Here is a 2,128-nt window from a genome sequence, read left to right as displayed (position 1 = left end):
GACACAAAATGATGGACCCCTTCGTTTCAAAAAATAAAAAACCTCTAAAACCAACACGTTCGATAATATGCCCGTCCACAAAAAACTGAATTTCGCCTTTTTTCGAATGATCCGCCACCTCTCCAAAACAACAAAAACTCAAAGACCGAAGATCGGCCGCCATTGACAGCCGATCCTCCCTTATCGGTATTACTTCTCCTCCAGATGCTTCCAGTGCGTATAATCGTTGTTCATAAGCACCTCTCCCTTGCCGTCCTTGGAGATCTGAACGTGGGTCAAGCTCGTCTGCTTGGCTATATTCTCCGACTGCCAAAACTCATCGATGCTCTTTTCTTGAAACAACGACATAATCGCCTTCCTCGTTATCCCGTGTGTTACGAGAAGGACCTTCTGTCCGCCGTGTTCCGCTTTTATCCTTCCGATAAAAGAACTCGTTCTCTCGAAAAGCTCTTCAAAGCTCTCTCCGGTCACCGGAACATACTTGCTCGGAGTCTGTATCAGCCGGGAATAAAGGCGGGCGTTTTCCTTCATCACATCCTCAAGTACCCTCCCCTCCCATTCTCCAAAGCCCATCTCGTAGAGTTCTTCCGCCTTGTAGACCGGGATATCCAGCTCCTTCTTTAACAACATCGCAGTATCCCATGCCCGTTTTGAAGGAGAAGTGTAGATCACATTAAGTCCCAGATCTTTAATCCGGTCGTGCAGCAAAGATGCCTGCAATCTTCCAAGTTCGGTCAGGTCCGAATCATGCCTTCCTTGAAACCTTCTTTCTATGTTCCATACCGTCTGTCCGTGCCTTGTAATATATAAATCCAACATCTGTAAGTTTCCTCCTCACATTTTATACATCGCTATATCTTTATTATCTTACCATACAATGGAATAAACCGAAACCAGAAAAAAAGACGAAACACAGGCAATGTTTCGTCTTTTTTTCGATTGATTTTTCTAAGATTTTTCTGTTTTTCCAGCCATCCTATTTCTTTACAACATCGAATTTTCTCTTCGGGGCCAAAAATATCTTAGCGAAGTTCAAATCTTTTATCTCGCTCAAAGCTCTTTCGTACTCTGACTCCTTAGGAAGCTGTTTCGCCAACAGCCCGGGAAGAATCCTTATCTCATACACCCTTCCTATCACCGAGGGATCTTCCAAGACCCAGTGATCCTTGTTCGAAAGTTTTTTCATTGCCTTCCTGCTGTATCGACTTTGGTAGATCCCCCTACGAAACAACCACTTCGCCCGTCCTTCTCCCATGTTGTACACCATATAAGCCTGATGCCAATCCTGATATTTTTCATAGGCCCACTTCAACCTCATAGAACCAAATTCGATATTATCTTCAACGTCATATACATCTTCAAACCCCGCAGAATGAAAATCATCCAATAAGGCATCGTTGATCTGCGTGATTCCACTGTCTCGGGTAACGGAACGTAGATAAGGATCAAACTCATCATTTTCTACAAGTATCATGGCAAAAATGTATTTTGCAGGGATGTCCTGCCTTTTTGAGGCATTGACCACGGCCCTCTCGATTCTGGGTGGAAATACGACCTTTTCTGCAAACGAGGTATGTGTGAGCATACACAGCGTCAACAAAAAAACTGTGATCCTTCTTATCGATCCGATCCCGAAAATCTTTGTGCATCCATACATTTTTATCACTCTCCTTTCCATCTTTCTATCTTTGTTTCTTCTTGAATCCATCATCTCGGTACGGATGAAAGCAAACCAAACAAAAAAGTTTACTTATCTTCAAACTGAACAACATTAAAATGATTTTGCATCTATAGATGCAAAATCATTTTAACATTTTAAATCAGTTTCTTGATTTTTGCAAGTAAAATTGCAAAATAAAACATTTGTATTACATTTGTGTTATTTTTGTAGTTTTTGTATAATCATCTATTTCAAATGCTTTCATTGTATTTTTTCTTTTTTGTTACCTCAAATTGAAGATATTCAAACAAAATTTTTCGATTTTTTTGAATGAAAAATTTCAAATGTTTACTTCTCATGATTTTTTGTCATTAAATTCTTTCTATTTTTTCAACTTGATTCTGTATATGCTAATCTAAAAATGGTCCACAAACAACAAAAAATCTCTTTGAAAACCGGTCCAATCAA

Annotated in this window: 2 protein-coding genes; both read right to left on the bottom strand. The window is 39.8% G+C overall.

Annotated elements, in window-relative coordinates; genetic code table 11:
• Positions 1-189 precede the first annotated feature (189 nt).
• On the bottom strand, positions 190-819 hold the full coding sequence (locus ACFO4R_RS08710; protein WP_379788706.1) for a histidine phosphatase family protein: 630 nt from the start codon (positions 817-819) through the stop codon (positions 190-192).
• Between the two features lie 157 nt (positions 820-976).
• Positions 977-1,657: a transglycosylase SLT domain-containing protein gene (locus tag ACFO4R_RS08705; RefSeq protein WP_379788705.1), complete on the bottom strand. Its 681-nt coding sequence runs from the start codon at positions 1,655-1,657 to the stop codon at positions 977-979.
• Between the last annotated feature and the right edge of the window lie 471 nt (positions 1,658-2,128).

The sequence above is a fragment of the Filifactor villosus genome, from assembly GCF_042652965.1.
Lineage (GTDB): Bacteria > Bacillota > Clostridia > Peptostreptococcales > Filifactoraceae > Filifactor > Filifactor villosus.
The sequence above is the reverse complement of the archived record's forward strand: the minus strand, read 5'-3'. Positions and strand labels throughout refer to the sequence as shown.

Coding starts and splice junctions, on each gene's coding strand:
- ACFO4R_RS08710 (WP_379788706.1), bottom strand. CDS start 819: ATGTTGGATTTATATATTACAAGGCACGGACAGACGGTATGGAACATA.
- ACFO4R_RS08705 (WP_379788705.1), bottom strand. CDS start 1,657: ATGTATGGATGCACAAAGATTTTCGGGATCGGATCGATAAGAAGGATC.